At 56.3% G+C, this 18,830-nt stretch carries 17 protein-coding genes and 2 pseudogenes; 12 read left to right on the plus strand and 7 right to left on the minus strand.

The window, feature by feature from the left end:
- Nucleotides 1–78: 78 nt before the first annotated feature.
- Entirely contained in the window at nt 79–2,670 is a 2,592-nt protein-coding gene (locus tag ACI77D_RS27565) for a glycosyltransferase (RefSeq protein ID WP_407017897.1), read from the minus strand.
- 217 nt (nt 2,671–2,887) lie between these two features.
- Between ACI77D_RS27565 and tcdA the strand changes: the two genes are divergently transcribed.
- Entirely contained in the window at nt 2,888–3,697 is an 810-nt protein-coding gene (tcdA, locus tag ACI77D_RS27570; RefSeq protein ID WP_407017898.1) for a tRNA cyclic N6-threonylcarbamoyladenosine(37) synthase TcdA, read from the plus strand.
- Nucleotides 3,698–3,813: 116 nt separating this feature from the next.
- Here tcdA and ACI77D_RS27575 read toward each other — a convergent pair whose 3' ends face one another.
- The 4 genes from ACI77D_RS27575 to ACI77D_RS27590 all read right to left on the minus strand — a co-directional run bounded on the left by ACI77D_RS27575 (nt 3,814) and on the right by ACI77D_RS27590 (nt 6,927).
- Complete coding sequence (locus ACI77D_RS27575) at nt 3,814–4,227, minus strand: SufE family protein (RefSeq protein WP_064451061.1); 414 nt, start codon at nt 4,225–4,227, stop codon at nt 3,814–3,816.
- Entirely contained in the window at nt 4,224–5,429 is a 1,206-nt protein-coding gene (locus ACI77D_RS27580; protein ID WP_262667162.1) for an aminotransferase class V-fold PLP-dependent enzyme, read from the minus strand. Before ACI77D_RS27580 ends, ACI77D_RS27575 begins: the two co-directional genes overlap by 4 nt.
- A gap of 69 nt (nt 5,430–5,498) precedes the next feature.
- Nucleotides 5,499–6,533, minus strand: a complete 1,035-nt coding sequence (gene dapD / locus ACI77D_RS27585) for a 2,3,4,5-tetrahydropyridine-2,6-dicarboxylate N-succinyltransferase (RefSeq protein ID WP_064451063.1) — start codon at nt 6,531–6,533, stop codon at nt 5,499–5,501.
- Nucleotides 6,534–6,564: 31 nt separating this feature from the next.
- The gene (locus ACI77D_RS27590) at nt 6,565–6,927 is read right to left on the minus strand and encodes an ArsC family reductase (protein ID WP_407017899.1); all 363 of its coding nucleotides are present in this window, start codon (nt 6,925–6,927) and stop codon (nt 6,565–6,567) included.
- A gap of 214 nt (nt 6,928–7,141) precedes the next feature.
- Between ACI77D_RS27590 and ACI77D_RS27595 the strand changes: the two are divergent.
- Nucleotides 7,142–8,011 (plus strand): annotated as a pseudogene (locus ACI77D_RS27595) (Na+/H+ antiporter); the annotation flags it as partial.
- A 515-nt stretch (nt 8,012–8,526) separates the two neighbouring features.
- Here the strand turns inward: ACI77D_RS27595 and ACI77D_RS27600 are convergent.
- Entirely contained in the window at nt 8,527–8,964 is a 438-nt protein-coding gene (locus tag ACI77D_RS27600) for a resolvase (RefSeq protein ID WP_407017900.1), read from the minus strand.
- A gap of 213 nt (nt 8,965–9,177) precedes the next feature.
- Between ACI77D_RS27600 and ACI77D_RS27605 the strand changes: the two genes are divergently transcribed.
- The 3 genes from ACI77D_RS27605 (at nt 9,178) to ACI77D_RS27615 (ending at nt 10,749) form a co-directional block, all read left to right on the plus strand.
- Nucleotides 9,178–9,612, plus strand: coding sequence for a hypothetical protein (locus ACI77D_RS27605; RefSeq protein ID WP_407017901.1), 435 nt, complete (start codon nt 9,178–9,180; stop codon nt 9,610–9,612).
- Nucleotides 9,613–9,686: 74 nt separating this feature from the next.
- A complete protein-coding gene (locus ACI77D_RS27610) occupies nt 9,687–10,451 on the plus strand; it encodes an SIR2 family NAD-dependent protein deacylase (RefSeq protein WP_407017902.1) in 765 nt (254 codons plus the stop codon).
- A 31-nt stretch (nt 10,452–10,482) separates the two neighbouring features.
- Nucleotides 10,483–10,749 carry an antitoxin Xre/MbcA/ParS toxin-binding domain-containing protein gene (locus ACI77D_RS27615; protein WP_407017903.1) on the plus strand — a complete coding sequence of 89 codons (267 nt, stop codon included), beginning with the start codon at nt 10,483–10,485 and terminating at the stop codon, nt 10,747–10,749.
- Nucleotides 10,750–10,932: 183 nt separating this feature from the next.
- Here ACI77D_RS27615 and ACI77D_RS27620 read toward each other — a convergent pair whose 3' ends face one another.
- Nucleotides 10,933–11,136 carry a UvrD-helicase domain-containing protein gene (locus ACI77D_RS27620; RefSeq protein ID WP_407017904.1) on the minus strand — a complete coding sequence of 68 codons (204 nt, stop codon included), beginning with the start codon at nt 11,134–11,136 and terminating at the stop codon, nt 10,933–10,935.
- A gap of 760 nt (nt 11,137–11,896) precedes the next feature.
- Between ACI77D_RS27620 and ACI77D_RS27625 the strand changes: the two genes are divergently transcribed.
- From ACI77D_RS27625 to ACI77D_RS27655, 7 genes and pseudogenes are all read left to right on the plus strand, one after another.
- Nucleotides 11,897–12,895, plus strand: a complete 999-nt coding sequence (locus ACI77D_RS27625; protein ID WP_407017905.1) for an ATP-grasp domain-containing protein — start codon at nt 11,897–11,899, stop codon at nt 12,893–12,895.
- A 78-nt stretch (nt 12,896–12,973) separates the two neighbouring features.
- Entirely contained in the window at nt 12,974–14,113 is a 1,140-nt protein-coding gene (locus ACI77D_RS27630) for a trypsin-like peptidase domain-containing protein (protein ID WP_407017906.1), read from the plus strand.
- A gap of 73 nt (nt 14,114–14,186) precedes the next feature.
- Nucleotides 14,187–15,314 carry a phosphoribosyltransferase domain-containing protein gene (locus ACI77D_RS27635; RefSeq protein ID WP_407017907.1) on the plus strand — a complete coding sequence of 376 codons (1,128 nt, stop codon included), beginning with the start codon at nt 14,187–14,189 and terminating at the stop codon, nt 15,312–15,314.
- Nucleotides 15,304–16,062, plus strand: a complete 759-nt coding sequence (locus ACI77D_RS27640) for a trehalose phosphatase (RefSeq protein WP_407017908.1) — start codon at nt 15,304–15,306, stop codon at nt 16,060–16,062. Before ACI77D_RS27635 ends, ACI77D_RS27640 begins: the two co-directional genes overlap by 11 nt.
- Nucleotides 16,055–17,149: a cysteine protease StiP family protein gene (locus ACI77D_RS27645; protein ID WP_407017909.1), complete on the plus strand. Its 1,095-nt coding sequence runs from the start codon at nt 16,055–16,057 to the stop codon at nt 17,147–17,149. Before ACI77D_RS27640 ends, ACI77D_RS27645 begins: the two co-directional genes overlap by 8 nt.
- The gene (locus ACI77D_RS27650; protein WP_407017910.1) at nt 17,149–18,099 is read left to right on the plus strand and encodes an HpcH/HpaI aldolase/citrate lyase family protein; all 951 of its coding nucleotides are present in this window, start codon (nt 17,149–17,151) and stop codon (nt 18,097–18,099) included. The genes ACI77D_RS27645 and ACI77D_RS27650 overlap by 1 nt, the downstream gene beginning before the upstream one ends.
- Nucleotides 18,096–18,767 (plus strand): annotated as a pseudogene (locus tag ACI77D_RS27655) (HAD-IB family phosphatase). Before ACI77D_RS27650 ends, ACI77D_RS27655 begins: the two are co-directional and overlap by 4 nt.
- Nucleotides 18,768–18,830: the final 63 nt, after the last annotated feature.

An 18,830-nucleotide genomic window follows, 5' to 3' on the forward strand; every position in this document is an offset into this window, starting at 1 on the left:
GCCAAGTCTCACAAAACGGCCGTTATCTTATAGCAAAACGGCGGCCAGAGGCCGCCGTTTAGTGCATTGCGCAAGTTTTTACTCTGCCGTTGCCGGCTCACCCTTCGGCGCCGGTTTTGGCAGCGACGAGAGGAACGCCATGATCAACGCCGCCACGTACGGCAGCGATTGCACCAGCAGCATCACTACCCAGAAGCGAATGTCATTGCTCGGCAGGCCCTGCACCAGGTAGATCCCCAGCGCCGCGCCCCACAACAGCAGCATGATGAACATTTCTTCGCGGGCTTCGGAAATGGCTACCCAGAAGCCGTGGTTATCCGCGTTTTTCGGTGTACGAAAGAACGGAATACTGGTGGTGAAGAAACCATACAGCACCGCCTTGGCGATGGTGTGAGACAACGCCAACCCGGCCAGGGCCGCGCAGAACGCGTCCTTGAGGTTCACGCCGACTGCACGGCGGTACAGGAAGACGATCTTGCCCACCTTGAACACGAACAGCGCCAAGGGCGGAATCGCGAAAATCAGCAGTGGTGGATCGACACGGGTCGGCACGATGATCATCGCCGCGGACCACAATAAGGCGCCGACGGTGAAGAAGATGTTCATGCCGTCCGCCACCCACGGCAACCAGCCCGCCAGGAAGTGGTAGCGCTGGCCACGGGTCAGCTCGGTGCCCTTACCGCGCAAGAGGCTGGCGGTGTGACGCTTGATGATCTGAATCGCCCCGTAGGCCCAGCGGAAACGCTGTTTCTTGAAGTCGATAAAGGTGTCCGGCATCAGGCCTTTACCGTAGCTGTCGTGGTAATACGCCGCCGACAGACCTTTCTCGAATACGCGCAGGCCCAGTTCGGCGTCTTCACAGATGCACCAGTCGGCCCAGCCGAGTTCTTCGAGCACCGAGCGACGGGTCATGGTCATGGTGCCGTGCTGGATGATCGCGTCACGGTCGTTACGGGTGACCATGCCGATATGGAAGAAGCCTTTGTATTCCGCGTAGCAGAGCTTCTTGAAGGTGCTTTCGTTCTGGTCGCGGTAATCCTGCGGCGACTGCACCACGGCAATTTTCGGGTCGGCGAAGTGCGGCACCATGTGCTTGAGCCAGTTCGGCGACACGCAGTAGTCCGAGTCGATCACCGCAATCACTTCGGCATCCTTGGCGGTATGCGGGATCAAGTAGTTCAGCGCGCCGCCCTTGAAACCGGCCAGGGGCGAAACGTGGAAGAACTTGAAGCGCGGCCCGAGGGTTTCGCAATAATCGCGCACCGGTTCCCAAACAGCGGAGTCCTTGGTGTTGTTGTCGATGATCAGGACTTCGTAGTCCGGGTAATCCAGGGCGGCCAGGGCGTCGAGGGTCTGTTTGACCATCTCCGGCGGCTCGTTGTAGCACGGCACATGGATCGACACTTTCGGGCGGTAGTCCGAATCCCCTTCCACTGGCAGGAATTCACGTCGGCGTTTGTGAGTCCATACCGCTTCCGCCAATTCGTGGGCTTCGGTCAGCAACACGATAAACACGCCCAGCGCGCCGAGTGCCAGCAAGATCCCGACGGTCACACTGAACCAGGTGCTGTATTGCTGGCTGTAGTCGTAGCCGATCCACACCAGCACCGACCCGCACAGGAAGGCGATAAAGGTCAGGAAGGTCCGGCCACGCTGGCGCAGGGCCGAGCCGTCGATCATCAGCAAGGTCAACGACAGCAGCGCGAGCACCACCGAGCCGATGGCCAGCACGCGCCATTGCGGGATCGCGACCACAGGTCCTTCAAAGTTGAATTTCTGCTGGCGCGCGGCGTTGTACACACCCCAGTAAGCACCGGCTGAACCTTCGTCGCTGACTTTCCACGGCTGGTCGAAGGCCTCGATCACGAAGTAGTTGTAGCCCTGGCGGTTCAGCTTGTTCACCAGCGTGCGCAGGTAAATCGCCTGGTCTGCCGGGGACGTTTCATTACCCCCACGCATGCGCCCGTTGCTCGGCCAGCCAACCTCCGACAGCAGCAGCGGCTTTTTCGGGAACAATTTCTTCAGGTCCCTGGCGCGGTCGAGTACGTACTGGCCGGCCTTGTCCATCGGAATAAATTCCCAGAACGGCAGGATGTGCGCGGCAATCAGGTCGACGTGCTTGGCCAGTTGCGGGTTCTTTTCCCAGATGTGCCATTGCTCGGACGTTGTCACCGGTACTTTCACGGCGCCGCGCACGCGATCGAGCAACACGATCAGCGCTTGCGGGGTAATTTCTTCACGGAACAACGCTTCGTTACCGACCACTACCCGCACGACGCTGCGCGAACTGTTGGCCAGTTCGATGGCGCGCTGGATTTCGCGTTCGTTACGTTCAAGGTCCGGGCTGATCCAGATACCCAGGGTCACGCGCAGACCGAACTCTTCGGCCAGCTTGGGGATATCCCCCAGGGTGCCGTCGACCGAGTAGGTACGGATGTTGTCCGTTAGCTTGCTCATGATCTCGAGGTCGCGACGCATTTCTTCGTCGCTTGGGTACTGGTCTTTCTGCGGGAACTGGCCTTGCTGGAACGGCGAGTAGGAAAACCCGGAGATCTGTTCGGGCCAGTTGGGGGCAGTGACCGGGCGGTTGATCAGCGCCCAGAAACCGGTGAACAGCGCGGCAATTGCCAGCACCACCACCAGGTTGAGTCCAAATTTACGCGATGACATAGCGATTTCGGGTTCCAAAGGGTGTGGAACGAAAAGAGGTGTCGGCCTACGCCGAACGGCGCGCATCCTACACCGGCCCGTCCCTGAGCGTATAGCAGACAGAGAAAAGCCGGACGTTAGTCAGCGAAACACCCTCTAAGTTCTTTACTTGTAGCTTGTCGCTTCGAACTTGTCGCTGCGTAGTCCATAATGCGCGCCGGTTTTTGGGGTAATGGTCATGAGCACAGAAGATCCGCGGTTTGCAGGCGTCGCCCGCTTGTATGGCATTGAAGGCCTGGAACGCTTGAAAGCGGCCCATGTGGCGATCGTCGGCGTCGGCGGCGTAGGGTCCTGGGCGGCGGAAGCCATTGCCCGCTGCGGGGTGGGCGAGATTTCGCTGTTTGACCTGGACGATGTCTGCGTCAGCAACAGCAACCGCCAGTTGCACGCGCTGGACAGCACCGTGGGCAAGCCCAAGGTCGAAGTGATGGCCGAGCGCCTGCGCGGCATCAACCCGGACTGCACGGTGCATGCGGTGGCGGACTTCGTCACGCGCGACACCATGGCCGAATACATCACCCCGAATATCGATTGCGTGATCGACTGCATCGACGCCGTCAACGCCAAGGCGGCGCTGATTGCCTGGTGCAAGCGCCGCAAGATCCAGATCATCACCACCGGCGGCGCGGGCGGGCAGATCGACCCGACGCTGATCCAGGTCTGCGACTTGAACCGTACCTTCAACGATCCGTTGGCGTCGAAAGTGCGCTCCACGCTGCGCCGCGATTACGGTTTCTCCCGCACCGTGACCCGCCATTACAGCGTGCCCTGCGTGTTTTCCACCGAGCAGCTGCGCTATCCCAAGCCGGACGGCAGCATCTGTTTGCAGAAAAGTTTTGTCGGTGACGGCGTGAAGCTGGACTGCGCCGGTGGGTTTGGCGCGGTGATGATGGTGACGGCCACCTTCGGCATGGTGGCGGCGACCAAGGCAGTCGACAAGATTGTGGCCGGGGTGCGCAGGCCGTCCGAGCGGGTCAAGCCCGCCTGACTCTCGTTGCCCTGCGCAATTCTAAAATGTGGGAGCTGGCTTGCCTGCGATGCAGGCACCTCGGTCTTTCAGGGGGGGCCGCGCTGATGCAATCGCAGGCAAGCCAGCTCCCACATTTAGTTCTGTGTACGGCTTAATTCCCGCATCCGCTGCAGAACGGCATTCAAGCCATTACTGCGCGACGGCGACAACTGTCGCGACAGGCCCAACTGTGCAAACCAGTCAGGCAGGTCGACGGCCTGCAACTCGGCCGCCGACAGCCCATTGACCCGCGCCAGCAGCAACGCCACCAACCCACGAATCATCCGCGCCTCGCTGCTCGCGGCAAACTGCCAGTGACCGGCCTGCAAGTGGCCGACCAACCACACCAGGCTTTCGCAGCCCTGCACGAGGTTGGCGTCGACCTTGTCCGCATCCGCCAAAGCCGGCAACCGCTCGCCCCATTGCATCAGCATCCGGGCGCGTTGCTCCCAGCTGCCTACGGCTTGAAACGACTCAAGCGCGCTGACGGCCTCCACCGGCAAGCTCATCGCAACATATCCAGCGCCTGGTCCAGCGCTTCAAAGAAACGCTCCAGGTCATCCGAATCGTTGTAAAGCGCCAGGGACACGCGGATCGCTCCGGATAAGTGCATCGCCTTGAGCAGCGGCATGGCGCAATGGTGCCCGGCACGTACGGCTATGCCTTGCTCGGTCAGCAGGTGCGCAAGGTCGGCGTTATGCACGCCTTCCACCACAAAACTGGCCAAAGCTACCTGCGGCGAGCCCAAGACGCGGATGCCATTGCGTGCCTTCAACCCGCGCAGCAGGTAGTCGTGCAGCGCGGCTTCATGGGCGACCACTGCCGGCTGATCCAGCGAACTCAGGTAATCCAGCGTAGCGCCCAGTCCAATCACGCCGGCAATCGGCGGCGTGCCGGCTTCGAACCCCAGTGGGGCAGGGCGGAAGCTGGCGCTTTGGTAGTCCGCCTGTTGCACCATCTCGCCACCAAACTGCCAGTGACGCAGGTGATGCAGGGCTTCGTTGCGCCCATACAGCACGCCGACGCCGTCCGGGCCGTAGAGTTTGTGGCTGGAAAATACATAAAAGTCGCAACCCAGGGCCTGCACATCGTGACGACCATGGACGATGCCCTGGGCGCCATCGACCACGGTCAGTGCGCCGTGGGCCTTGGCGAGCGCCAGCAAGGCCTCCAGCGGTTGCCAGGCGCCAAGCACGTTGGACAATTGGCTCACCGCCAGCACGCGAGTGCGCGGGCCGATCAATTCGGCGGCGGATTGCAGATCGATTACACCGTCATCACCCAGCGGCAGTACCACCAGCGTGAGTGCGCGACGTTTGGCCAATTGCTGCCAGGGCAGCAGGTTGGCGTGGTGTTCCAGGGCGCTGATGACAATCTCATCGCCCGCATTGAATAAATGCTCCAGGCCATAAGCCAGGAGGTTCAGCGCAGAGGTTGCGCCGTGGGTAAAGATGATTTGCCCGCTGTCACCTGCGTTCAACCACTGCGCGACCTTGCTGCGACTGTCTTCAAAGGCCTGGGTCGCATGGGCGCCGGGCAAATGCTGGGCACGGTGCACATTGGCTGCGCCGTTAGCGTAGTAATGGCTGATGGCATCCAGCAGGGCTTGGGGTTTTTGCGTGGTCGCGGCGTTGTCCAGGTAGGTCTGGTCTTGCCGTTGCAGGGTGGCGATGGCCGGGAAATCGGCGCGCCAGGGAGAGGGCACAAGCATGGTGTTCAAGACTCGTATAAGCGAGCCGCAACCCGAAGGCGCGGCCCGCTAGTGGCATCGAGTGGCTGCTTAGTTGTGAGCGTGCAGCGCTTCGTTCAGTTCGATGGCCGATTTGTGGGTTTTGCACTCCACGGCACCGGTCTCGGAATTACGGCGGAACAGCAGGTCAGGTTGACCGGCCAGCTCGCGCGCCTTGACCACTTTGACCAGTTGGTTCTGCTCGTCCAGCAGTGCAACCTTGGTCCCGGCGGTTACGTACAGGCCCGATTCCACGGTGTTGCGGTCGCCCAGCGGGATGCCGATACCGGCGTTGGCGCCGATCAGGCAGCCTTCGCCTACCTTGATCACAATGTTGCCGCCGCCCGACAGGGTGCCCATGGTGGAGCAACCGCCGCCCAGGTCCGAACCTTTGCCGACGAAGACGCCAGCCGATACACGGCCTTCGATCATGCCCGGGCCTTCGGTACCGGCGTTGAAGTTGACGAAACCTTCGTGCATCACGGTGGTGCCTTCGCCCACGTAGGCGCCCAGGCGGATACGCGCAGCGTCAGCGATACGCACGCCGGCCGGGACCACGTAGTCGGTCATTTTCGGGAACTTGTCCACCGAGAACACTTCCAGCAGCTCGCCACGCAGGCGGGCTTCCAGTTGGCGCTCGGCCAGCTCGTTGATGTCGATCGCGCCCTGGCTGGTCCATGCCACGTTCGGCAGTTGCGGGAACACGCCCGCCAGGCTCAGGCCGTGCGGCTTGACCAGGCGATGGGACAGCAGGTGCAGCTTGAGGTAGGCCTCAGGCGTGGAGGTCAGTGCAGCGTCTTCGGCCAGCAGGGTCGCGACCAGCGGAGTGTGGCTTTCAGCCAGGCGGCTCAGCAGGGCGGCTTGGGCTGTGTCGACGCCTTTGAGTGCGTCGGCCAGTTGCAGGGCCTGGGAGACGGTGAACGTGATGGCCTGGTTACCTTCGGTGTAACCCAGGATCGGTGCGATGGCAGCGATGATTTCGGCCGACGGGTTGAGCAGCGGTTGTGCGTAAAACACTTCCAGCCAAGCACCTTGGCGGTTCTGAGTGCCGACGCCGAAGCCCAGGCTGAACAGGGAATTGGACATGCTGTTACCTCTACAAAAATGGAAGGCTGGCCTACTTGAGGGCTGCCGAATAACTATCTGGCTTGAAGCCAATCAGGGTTCTGTCACCGAGATCAAGCACCGGGCGCTTGATCATCGAGGGTTGTGCGAGCATCAATTCAATGGCTTTCGACTGATCGAGATCGGCTTTGCGTTCGTCTTCGAGTTTGCGAAAGGTGGTGCCCGCACGGTTCAAAACCACCTGCCAACCGTGCTCGTTGCACCATTGGGTCAAGTGTTCGCGGTCGATACCGGCCGTTTTGTAGTCGTGGAAGTCATAGCTCACAGCGTGCTCATCGAGCCAGGTGCGGGCCTTTTTCATGGTGTCGCAGGCTTTGATGCCGAAAAGGTGCAACGTTTTGCTTGAAACGGTCAAGGAATTGCCCCCCTTTGGGCCAATGGAAAACGAAAGGTCACGGATTATGCCATGCCTGGAGCATTTGGGTGCCGCTGGTCAGCATCGTGCGACTTTTGTGCAAAAGCCAGCGCGCAGCATAGGCAGGTAACATAGCCGGGTAATATGGCACTTCAACGGCCAGTTGTTGCCTGATGTGTGTCGCTGCAAGTCGATTGTCCGGGAAACCCGCGTGATGCAAACCGCCTATACCGTTCTTATCCTACTGATGCTGGTCAGTGTTTCGCGTCTTGTCGGGCGTGTGATCCCTCTGCCTTTACCCTTGGTGCAGATCGCTGCGGGCGCCTTGTTGGCCTGGCCTACGTTGGGGCTGCATGTGGCGCTGGACCCCGAACTGTTCCTGTTTCTGTTCTTGCCGCCCTTGTTGTTCTCCGATGGCTGGCGCATGCCCAAGCGCGAGTTGTGGCGATTGCGCGGCCCGATTCTGACGTTGGCGGTGGGGTTGGTGCTGTTCACCGTGGTCGGCGCTGGCTACTTCATTCATTGGATTTTGCCTACGATCCCGTTGCCAGTGGCCTTCGCCCTCGCAGCTGTTTTATCACCGACGGATGCTGTGGCGGTGTCGGCCATTGCCCAAAATCGTTTGCCCAAGCCGCTGATGCACATGCTTCAGGGCGAAGCGTTGATGAATGATGCCTCGGGCCTGGTGACCTTCAAGTTCGCCCTCGCGGCGGCATTGACCGGCGTGTTCTCCCTGGCGGATGCCAGCCTGACCTTCGTGCTGGTTGCCGTGGGTGGCCTGGCGGTGGGTGTAGCGCTGAGCTGGCTGGTCGGCCGGCTACGTACATGGATGATCGCGAGTGGCTGGGACGACCCGGCCACTCACGTGGTGTTCATGTTGCTGCTGCCGTTTGCCGCGTATGTATTGGCTGAGCGTCTGGGCGCCTCGGGCATTCTCTCCGCAGTGGCGGCGGGCATGATGCAAAGCTGGCTCGATCTGTTGCCACGCCAGACCAGCACGCGCTTGCTCAATCGCAGCGTCTGGTCGCTGCTGGAGTTTGCGTTCAATACGCTTATAGTTTTTTCAGTATCATTACGTAAACCCGTTGCGGGCCGTGGGGTTTGTAAGGCTTCAGTGTTATCGCCTTAGCTGCCGAGGCCATTAACAAAGGCTCTCAATCAAGCAAAGGTATTCTTATACGGCCACAAATATACCATGCGCCAGGTCCTAGATGTAAACAAGCCACTTTTCAGCTTTTTTTATGCAGGATGTAAACTTATTTTTTTAGGTTCAGGCCTTCGGGATCCAGAAAGGGTCTGAACAGGTAAACAAGCTCCTTATTACGTGGCTTGGAGGGTTTACATTAGCTTTGAGGAGCACTGGGGAAGAGATGCTTCGGCGAGTATCCGACTTTTTTGCGAGGGAGCTCCTCTTTCAGGCATCTCATGCATAATCGGCTCCATGTTCTCGATGATTGACATTTCAGTCTGTTGGTCATGTGAAAAAAGGATTGCGACACGCAATTCACCGCATCTGTGATCGAGCGCTAACTACCGCGAGTGAGAGCCCCGACCCCGTGTTAGCGCATAAAGTTAGCGGAACTTATCTGAGTAGGGGATTTATTCATGTCTTTTATCTGCTAGCTTCCAATAACGACTCACTGTCGATTTGGCTAATCCTAATTCTTTTGATATCTGAGCTTGACTGAAGCCTAGCGAACGCAAATGGGTTACGGCGGTAATGTTTTTAGCGTTCGCGGGTTTACCAGGACTTCTTGGTTTGATTTTTCCTTCAGCCAGTTGAGAACGGAGCTGCACAAATCCCCCTTGGGATGAGAACTCAGCCAACGTGTTGGACGAACGCTCAATGATTTTTTCAGGGGCCGTGTTCTCGCTAAGCGCCACGCAAATGGCTACCAACGCCACGAAATCAAAATCCAACGCCTTGGCAAGCTCAGCTAGCTTACTAACAGATACGTTCACTTGAGCTTGCTCCAAGGAGCTGATGCTACGGCGGACACTGACATCAGCGAGGTCCTCGTATCCTAGAGCTTTCATGCTTCGTATCGTCCTGATTGCTGCCGCGATTTCGTGACTGAGCACTCAATGATCCTCAAAAACGAGGATAGAGCCACATCACGACAGTTCCGATAAATTCACTATACTGCTCTTATGGGAATCTTTAGGGCGTCACAAAGACGATGAGCTCCCCTGGAGTTGACCGCTGAGCTATTTTTTGGGCTATGCCATTGGTGTTATTCAGGAAAAATTATGTTCAGAACGATGCGCAAAGCCGAGCTGATGCCCGGATTGAACCGTTCGACAAGCGATTTTCAGTTTTGGTCGTTTGTGGAATTGGAAACGTTGTGGCCATGGTTCCACGTTGAGACCATCGACTCTACTGGTGATAGTCATCATACAGGAACAGTTCTCGCTCCGAACGTCCAGCTCTTGAAGGATCTGGTGAACTGTAGAGTTAACGCCGCATGGGTTAACCAAGTTCAAATAGTAACGCCGGGGTGTATAAACGGCTCCGGGTCTTGGAAAATGGAAATACTAGAACGTCTCTATGAAGTAGTTGATGGTGACGGAAGGGTATTGGGCCATGATTATCAAGTCTCGACAGGGAGCGTATATTCAACTGTAGTAGACACTAATCAGAATGGCTCTCAAAAGTTATTGTACATTTCTGTTGGTAGTGAATGATTGCGTGAAATCCGATGGTCGGCTTCACGATTGCTCGGGTTTGTCAGTTTTAGCTGAATCGGTTGGGTAAGCATATGGGCGTTCTAGGTGATTTTGAGACAGCAGCAAATGCTTTGCGGGGCGCTCGAAGAGTTGTATTTTTTACTGGTGCGGGCATTTCTGTAGAGAGCGGAATACCGACTTATCGAGACAAGCTAATTGGGCTCTGGGGTACCTATGATCCCCAAGGTTTGGAAACTGCCAAAGCGTTTCGGGATAATCCGGCATTGGTTTGGGGGTTTTACTTGTGGAGAAGATTTCAAGCAAAAAGTGCCAAACCAAATGCCGCACACCTAGCAATTCCAAAATTGGCGAGTGATGTACGCAAGGTTTCGATAATAACGCAGAATATTGATGACCTACACGAACGCGCCGGATCAATAAGCGCGTTGCATCTTCATGGTAGTCTTGAGCGTCCTAAATGTTTTGCCTGTAATAGGGTTGCGCGGTTACCGTTAGAGCAATTTAATCTTCCTGCGAGTGGTCTGGAAAAAAATCCTCCTCGTTGCGATCACTGTAATGGTCGCATTCGTCCGGGAATTGTTTGGTTCAAAGAAGACTTGCCGCCTGGTATTTGGAAGGAGTCTATCCGGTTGGTCCGCAGTTGCGACGTCCTTGTTTCGGTAGGTACGTCAGGGATCGTTACTCCAGCTGCTGATATTCCAGAAATCGCATGTGCATGTGGCGCAGTTGTCATTCATTTCAATATCGAGGATGTCTCACTGGGCGGAGAGAATGAGTTGATGCTGATTGGTAAGGCAACTGAGGTGCTGGAGGCTCTGCTCAATGAGCTGGGCTAGTTGCTTCTCTCGCCGAGATCGGAGTATTCTGATGGTTATTTACGAGTTTCTAAGAAACTGTCCTGCATCACATAGCGTTTGCTGGAGCCGAGAGCTGCGCTACTACAGGCTTAGGCGAAATCATATTTTAGTCATAGCAACGCATTTGTTTGGCAGTAGAGTACATGCTCATCAGTGGCTACACCAGAAAGCATTTGGATTGAACCATTTGGCCCCATGCAGTCTTTTGTCGAGCGGCCATGGATATTTAATGGTTAGAGATTTCCTGACGCGAGTGGAATACGGTATTTACTGCTGACTATTGCCCGGTCTCTGGCAGGCCGATACAGCGTCACGCCTGGTCCGTATTTGATATGGGAAGAGCAGAACTAGTCCGAAACGGCTAACACCATGACGTGCACTGAATTAAGTCATTGCTTCGATCAGCATCCGCTGTTGCCGTGTACACCATCGCCTCAAGCGACGGTGTCAGGAGGGTGTGTTACCCTGACGTACATGGGCGCCCCCTGTTTGCCAAGCCTATATTTAGAAAAGGTTTGAAGGTGAAGATTGCACCCGTGCATTCGGATTTTTGCTGCGAGACGTGCAGGTCATACTGAATTTGCTTCGTGTCCTGATACTCGTCTACCAGAACATATGAGAAGACCGAAGCGAGAAGTGACGCAATATGCTTTTGATCACGCATCAGAACCTGCGCATATCAAGGGATTAGCTCGAAATCGATCTGACGCGCTTCGGCGAGCTCTCGTAAATACTCATCAAGAATTTTATGAGGCGTCTCATGCTTCCAAGCATCTTCGCAGCCTAGGTGATAGCCCGTTTTGCTAAAGTAGTAATCGCAATCCCAGTGCGTGATCTTTGCTTAGGGCGCGCATAGGCATACCGATGACCTGCGCCGTCGAGCCCGCAAATTATTAGACTACTTGATCTATTGTGAAAACGAAGGACTTAGTCGCCGGACTCTATATGGTGGTATAGATTATCCCTGGGTCGATACTGGTTCAAAACTTGAGGACGGTACGGGATGAGCTTCAGTTGCCCTGCAGCTTCATACGCTGAAATAGAATGTCTGTGGACGATTTACTTGATGTCGTTGCAAAATGTTAGAAAAATTTTGCGATGGGTGCCCATTCTTAACTGGACTTGACTCGAAATGACAATGCTGTTTGTTTTTCTCCGGGTGACCCCGCCTAGTTTTGCCTCACCACCGCCGTTCCGAATTATTTTACGAGCGCAGGAACCACATGCAAGCGGTCCAGTTTAAAACCTGAAAACCGGAATTGTGGATGGGAGCTTGTCTCGTGATGACGCTCTCTTGGAACAACGCACTGCATTGCCTTGACGCTACTGCCGGACTCGTTATGTTCCGGTTGAACTTATCGATTGCTGTCAGTCCCCGTCATCGGGTTTGACTTTCGGTGCACATCTACAAGTGAGGTTAAAACATGATTTGGTTTCTCGAAGGGCAGTCTAGCCAGCGCGATATTATTCAAGGTGCGCGTGATGCGCTGCCACCTGAGGTGAAGATTTTCGCCTCGCATCGCGATGATCGCCCTGAAATCACGGCCGGTGCAGATATCAGTTTCACCGAACCTCGTGGTGCTGAAGAGCGAATCTCGTGGGTGATTTCGACTGCACACACCTATGGCATCAAAGTAATCCTGGCAGGTCGATTGGGGGGGGTATTTGAGCGGGCCCGGGCTCGATTCGAAAAAGCTGGCCTGGTGCTGGTAACCGGTGGGACATCGATGCGAACCTTCGACCTCGTTGATGACAAGAGCAGGTTTACTGCTGAGGCAGAGCGTGCTGGCTTGGCCTGCGTGCCGGCGATCACTGCTACGAATGCTGAGGATATGTTTGCTGCTTACGAAACTCTTTCGGCGTCGGGTGAGGTCTGCGTAAAACCTGCAGTCGGCATCTATGGCCAAGGCTTTTGGCGTTTCAAAGAGGGTGCTGATCCCTTTTGCTGCTTTGCTGATCCCGATGCAAGGGTTGCGAATTTCGCTACATACATGCGTGCTTACAGCGAAAGAGCAATGCCGCCAGCGATGCTTGTGATGCCTTACATGCCCGGGAGCGAGTGTTCGGTCGATATGGTCTGCGAGGCTGGCCGAGCGATCGCGTTCGTGGCCCGGAGGAAGACCGGCGTCCATCAGATTTTTGAAAACGATGGTGCAGCGGTTGAGCTTGCACTCAAAGCGGCCGAGCATTTCCAGTGTGACGGCATTGTGAACGTTCAGACAAAGGATGATGCGCAGGGTATACCCCACTTGTTGGAAATCAACCCGCGCTACTCTGGTGGCGTTGGTTATACCCGGGAGGCTGGCGTCAATTTGGCGGGTATATTTGCTACGCGCCGCCTGAATCTCCCTGAGCCAGCTACCGTTTGGCGGCCAGACGTACGTGTGAAAGGGGTCACCGTTGCAGCTGTAGTGCCAAAATGACATCCTGAGGCATTGAGAAACCTGAAGTTTGGTACCATTGCAGCGCTGTGGTTTTAGCACTTAAGGAGTAATCAAGGAATGATGGTGCTCGCGCCAGGCGCAAACACCGCGGTATCAGGTCCACGGAGTGAATGGACTCTGGAATGCGGAAACTCCTCGGCTTTCGGGGAGTACGCGGCGATTGCCATACTGCCGGTAAATGACAAACGCCAACCCACGGGTGAGGCTGCACTATTCCAGACTACACAGTCATGGATGGAGTGGCGCGGCGACCAAGCGAAGGTTGGTTGTAAGTTGAACCTGTCAGCTCTCCCTCCCGGCAGCGATCGAGTGCTTCTTATCGCGTACACATTTTCCGCAGCCGGCCCGGTAAGCGAACTTCGTTCGTTGCATCTGCTTGTGGACGAACAGATCGAATACCGATTGGACCTCCACGATAACGGTGAAGCGGCGATCATCATTGGCGAGTTCTACATCCGTAATCAGCAATGGAAGTTTCGCGCACTGGCTGAGGGGTCGGCTTATGGTTTGGCCGCTCTAGGCCGCCGCATCGGGATCGATATTAATGACGCCCATCCAAAAGGGCGCAGTAGCTCTGCGGAGGCTGAACGCGCACGAACGGGCGCAACCGGCACTGGTTTCGCTGTTTCCCATCAACATCTTCTCACCTGTGCTCATGTAATCGAGGGCATGAGTGACATATTCATTTCCTCCTTTGAAGGTCGTTATCGTGCAGAGCCGGTCGTCGTCGACCAGCGTAATGACATCGCTCTCCTCAGAGTGATTGAGTCCCCTGTCCTCAGATCTGTCTCTTTTAAGGAAGGCTCCGGCTGCGACTTGGGAGAATCTGTAGTCGCGTTGGGTTTCCCTATGTCGGGGTTCGCCGGTGGTGGGGTCCACGTGACCCAGGGCGGCGTGTCAGCGTTATTTGGCCTGCATAACGATTCCAGCCTTCTACAATTTACTGCTGCTATTCAACCTGGCTCTAGCGGATCTCCCTTATTTGATTCGACAGGCGCTGTTATCGGTTTGGTAACTTCGACAATGCCTGATGCTCAAAATATGAACTTTGCCGTTAAAGCGTCTTTGCTCCTCTCCTTTCTGGATGCGTGCCGCGTTGATGCAGTTCAAACATCCAGCAGCAAGACGTTCACAACTGCTGAATTAGCACGTTCGGCCCAAGCATCTATGTGGCGCGTCGAAGCCAAGAATTTTTAGACCCTATTTTGACTTGAAAGCTGCGGAAGAGACGTTAGGTTATCGACCTCACGCTACCCTAGGAATTTTTTTCATGGAAAGTAACGCAGTTAAACAAGCTCTAAGCGCACAGCTGATGCGCGGGCGTCTCGATGTCACCGTCGATGCCACACATATCGACCCGGGCTCGTTGTTCGGTTTTGCCGAGCGCCGTAATCCAAAGCGTGCGTTTCTTTTCGTTTCCAAAGTTCTTGGCCGCCACATACCTGTGCGGCCTTCGATCATGAAGGCGAGCTTCAAAAGCCTCGCGGCGCAAATTCCTGACGACCTGCCTGGGCCTGTGCTCGTTATTGGTATGGCTGAAACAGCAGTTGGCCTGGGTGCTGGTGTGCATCGTGCCTTCAGCGAGACTCGCCCTGATACGGTCTACATGGTCAGCACGCGCCACCCTACTGGCAATGATCTGTTCGCCCATTTTGAAGAAGAGCATAGCCACGCCAGTGCGCACCTCATTCATTTGCCGGTAGATGCCGATGTCCGGGAAATGATGCTGAATGCCCGTTCGCTGGTGCTGGTCGACGACGAAGCTTCAACGGGAAAAACTTTCATAAATCTTCACCGCGCGCTTGTCGATGCCGGCTTGACCCGAGTGGAGCGTGTCGTGACATGCGTACTGACAGATTGGTCTGGCGATGCAGTGCGCAAAACTATCGGGGACTCTGCATGTCAGGTGTCGCTGTTGCAGGGTTCTTATACTTTCCACGAGGACGCTGAGGCGCCGCTCCCGGAAATGCCGGCCGTAGGTACCATCGAACCTGGAGAGTGGGAGTTGTCGGCGGAGAGTGACTGGGGGCGTCATGGTGTTCGCGCCGTAGAAGACACGCTAGCTCTCGACCTGAAGGTCAAACCAGGTGAGCGGGTACTTGTGGTAGGTACCAGTGAATTCGTCTGGCGTCCATTTCTGCTCGCTGAACGCTTGGAGCGTGCTGGTGCTGATGTGCATTTCAGTTCGACCAGTCGCTCGCCAATCGCTCTGGGCCATGCCATCGGTCACGCGCTGTCGTTCGCGGACAACTACGGTCTAGGTATCCCCAATTTCCTCTACAACGTGAGCCCTGGGCAGTTTGATCGAGTTCTGATTTGCTCGGAAACACCGGCGCAGGCTGTGTCCGCCGCTCTGATTGGATCCCTGAGCGCGGAGGTGATTGTCGATGGTCAATAAGCGCCCCCTCGCCCTGGTCGATCTCGACGACACCCTGTTCCAGACTGCTCGCAAAATGCCAGAAGGTTCTCAGCGGATTACTGCGACTCTTGATATCGAGGGTCAGCCCAATGGCTACATGAGTACGGTCCAACACTCCCTCGCCCAGTGGCTCTTGTCCACGACCGATGTGGTCCCAGTTACAGCGCGCAGCGTTGAAGCATTCAGTCGTGTGAAACTGCCTTTTATGCACGGTGCCGTCTGCTCCCATGGCGGCGTGATCCTTGGTGCTGATGGAAAGCTTGACGAGGAATGGCAAGCTCGCATGAGCGATGTTCTTGCTGACTATCAGACTCGCTTGCCAGGCCTCAGTGAAGCAACCCTTGCCATTGGCAAGGAGCTTGGCATTTCCTTGCGCGGATGGGTTGTCGAGGAAGAAGGCCTCCGCCACTACGTGGTGACCAAGCACAACGAATCCAATGATGAAGTCCTGCAAACGGTTCTCGCTGAAGTACAGGCCCGCGGTTTATTAGAAGGCATGCACATCCACGGCAATTCCAACAACCTCGCGTTCTTGCCGCAGGGCCTGTCGAAGGAAGTGGCTGTTCAAGAATTGTTGCACCGTGATCGTAAGGCCAATGGTGAGCGTCCGGTGCTGGGCTTTGGGGACAGTATCACTGACCTCGGTTTCATGCGGGAATGCCATATGTGGGCGACCCCAGCGCGTAGCCAATTGGCCAAGCTGGTTGGAGGGAAAGTCCATGACTAAGGCTATTGCAGGTCTGGTTACCGTGGGGCCCGGCAGCTATGCAGCAGAGGATGTTCAGTTCCTGCTGCAGGCCGTTCAGATGGAGACCACTGATGTCTTGGAGAAGGAGCGTCTGATTCAGTCGAAGCAGAAGCACTACTCCGAAATGATCAGCCTTGAGAGTGCCCCGACGGACGTGCACAAAGCCCTTTACGAGCGCGCACTCGAACAAAACGGTACCCGCATGGCCATGGACGTTCAGTCCCTGGCGCTGGCGCTGAGCGAGGCATGCACGGCCCCGTCTATTGTGCTTGTGTCGTTCGTTCGTGCTGGCTTGCCGCTCGGCGTGTTGTTGCGTCGGGCCCTGCTCGACATGGGTCGAGATGCGCACCACTACGGAATCAGCATAGTCCGAGATCGGGGGATCGACAAAGTCGCCCTCGAGGCCATCATTCAGGCTCATGGTTCCGAGAACATCGTCTTCATCGACGGCTGGACAGGGAAGGGCGCAATCTCTGGCGAGATTCAGCGCAGCCTCTATGGCGACTCGCGCTTCCCTGAGGAACCCCGGCTTGTAGTGCTGGCAGATCCCTGCGGCCGTGCGTGGTTGTCCGCGTCGGCTGAAGACTGGGTTATCCCCTCCGGCATCCTTGGTGCGACGGTGTCTGGTCTGGTTTCGCGCTCCATATGGCCCGCAGATGGAGGCCTGCATGGTTGTGTGGTTTATGACCATCTGCGAGAGCACGATGTCACCCGCGAGTTCATCGAGCAGATCGAGGAGAAGCGAAAGGCGCTGGGTATGGTTCCTCAAGCCTCTCCATGGACCGATCCCCAGCGTTTTGAACTGCAGGGAGCAGCTTCGCACGTAGTCAAGTCGCTGGCCTCCCAGTTCGGCATTACCAATCTCAATCGAGTAAAGCCTGGTATCGCCGAAGCAACCCGCGCGGTACTGCGTCGAGTACCGGATCACGTCTTGGTCCGCAGCCGTAGCGACAGTGATGTTCAGTTGCTCATGCACCTGACTGAGGGCGCTGGGGTCGCGGTGGAAGAAGTGGGTGCTGCATTAGGCCCTTACCGGGCGGTAACCATCATTCGGAGTGTGAGCTGATGAAAGTCCTTTCTCCTTACGCCTTGGGGGCAACGCTCTACATGCCGGCTACACGTGCGGATCTGCTTGATGTTGTTTTCCGCACCAAATTTCCAGAACTACGTTCTTTGGTCGTGTGTCTGGAGGATGCGGTCGCGGAAATTGACGTCGACACGGCGTTGAGGAACCTGAATGGCCTGCTGACCGCGATCAACGAGCGCGGTGGGCGTCCGTCCAATGGTCCGCTGCTGTTTGTTCGTCCCCGAGACTCGGTGATGGCTGCTGTGCTTAATGATTGGCCGTTGATGGCCCACATTGATGGGTTCGTTGTGCCGAAATTGACCCTGCGCAACCTCGGGGAATGGGAACAGGCCGTTACGAACCCGGCGTTGTACCTCATGCCGACGCTGGAAACTACAGACGTGTTCAACCCTGTGGCAATGGTCGAGTTGGGCCAGGCGCTGAAGGCGAAACTGAATCACCGGATTATCGCCCTACGTATCGGTGGGAACGACCTGATGGGAAGTCTTGGACTTCGAAGGAATCCTGCAACAACGCTCTATAGCACCCCTATGGGCTACGTGATCCCAATGTTGGCAGGCGTCATGGGATCCCAAGGTTTCGCACTGACGGCACCGGTGTTCGAGCAACTCGCGACACCGCATTTGCTGATGGAGGAGCTGGAACTCGACATCGCCCATGGCTTGGTAGGGAAGACGGCGATTCATCCATCGCAGATCAGCACGATCCAGGACACGTTGCGCGTAAGCCTCGAAGACCTCAACTGCGCGAAGATGATTGTCAGTGACGTTGCTCCTGCAGTGTTCAAGCACAACGATGCCATGTGCGAGCCTGCGACCCATTACAAGTGGGCGGTCAACATCCTTGAACGAGCGGAATGGCACGGAGTTCGTCAGCCGGATGTAGGTCTTGTCGAGGCGCCTATCCGCTTGGCTGAGGCCCTGCGATGACATTGAAAGCTGACAAAGCAGCCACGCAGGGAACACAGGTGGTGCCGGTCTCAGACTTCGACGGCACACTGACTCGGAGCGACAGCTTCGTTCCTTTCCTGAAGTTCGCTTTCGGAAGCATCGAATTTAAACGACGAATTTTTGGCTTGCGCTGCCAAGCGTTCGATTCCTGACTCGAGATTTGAAACGTGAAGAGTTGAAGGCACATCTGATCAGTACGTTTCTTACTGGCGAGGATGTGAAGTGCTTTCAAAAGCGAACCGTGAAATTCTGAGGGTTGTATTGGGTACAGCTCATGCGGCCTTCAGGTTTAGAATCTGTCGCAGTTGAGCTAGAGGCTGGTGCTGTCGTTACTCTCTGCATCCCCAGCGTTGATTCTCCAGCCTTTTGCAAATCGCCTTGGCATCAAGGTGATCGGTACCGAGCTTGAAGTGGAAGACGGTCTGTTGAACGGGCGTATGACTGGCTACAACTGTAGATGCGAGAACAAAGTGCTCAGACTTGACGCTGTGTATCGGTCACTTGGCCATTACCGGTTTAAAGCATGGGGCGACACCCGCGGCGATTTCGAGTTGTTGGCTGCGGCGCAAGAAGCATACTGGCGAAACTTTCATCCCGCATGGTGTCGACTTCGCCTGCGGGCAGATAGAAGCGGGAATGGGGCGTGAGCAATGTCGCGCACGCCAACCTGCAAGTGACGGTCAACGCTGACCGGCACACGAACACAGACG

This window comes from Pseudomonas sp. O39 (assembly GCF_045447295.1).
Taxonomy (GTDB): Bacteria; Pseudomonadota; Gammaproteobacteria; order Pseudomonadales; family Pseudomonadaceae; genus Aquipseudomonas; species Aquipseudomonas antarctica_A.